We start from the raw sequence: 231 nt of genomic DNA on the forward strand, positions 1-231 counted from the left end.
CGCTTCGCCTACCGGTCCCAGCTCGTCGCCGCCGACATCGATCTGGAGCGGCTCGTCCAGGACCGGCTGCGCCAGGGCACCTTCTCCGACTCGGCCTGGACCCACCGGGACGCGGTGGCCGCTTTCCGCACCGTGCCCTTCCGGCTGGAAGCCCCCGCCCGGGGATTCCTGCCCTTGAAGCGCACCTTGGAGCGCTTCCCCTACGTGCCCGCTGATCCCTCGCGGCGGGAC

1 pseudogene is annotated in these 231 nt (G+C 72.3%); it reads left to right on the forward strand.

The features are described 5' to 3' along the window. Positions 1 to 231 (forward strand): annotated as a pseudogene (nadE, locus tag ACTFO6_RS20055) (NAD(+) synthase); the annotation flags it as partial.

This window comes from Pelomicrobium sp. G1 (genome assembly GCF_051905455.1).
GTDB lineage: Bacteria > Pseudomonadota > Gammaproteobacteria > Burkholderiales > UBA6910 > Pelomicrobium.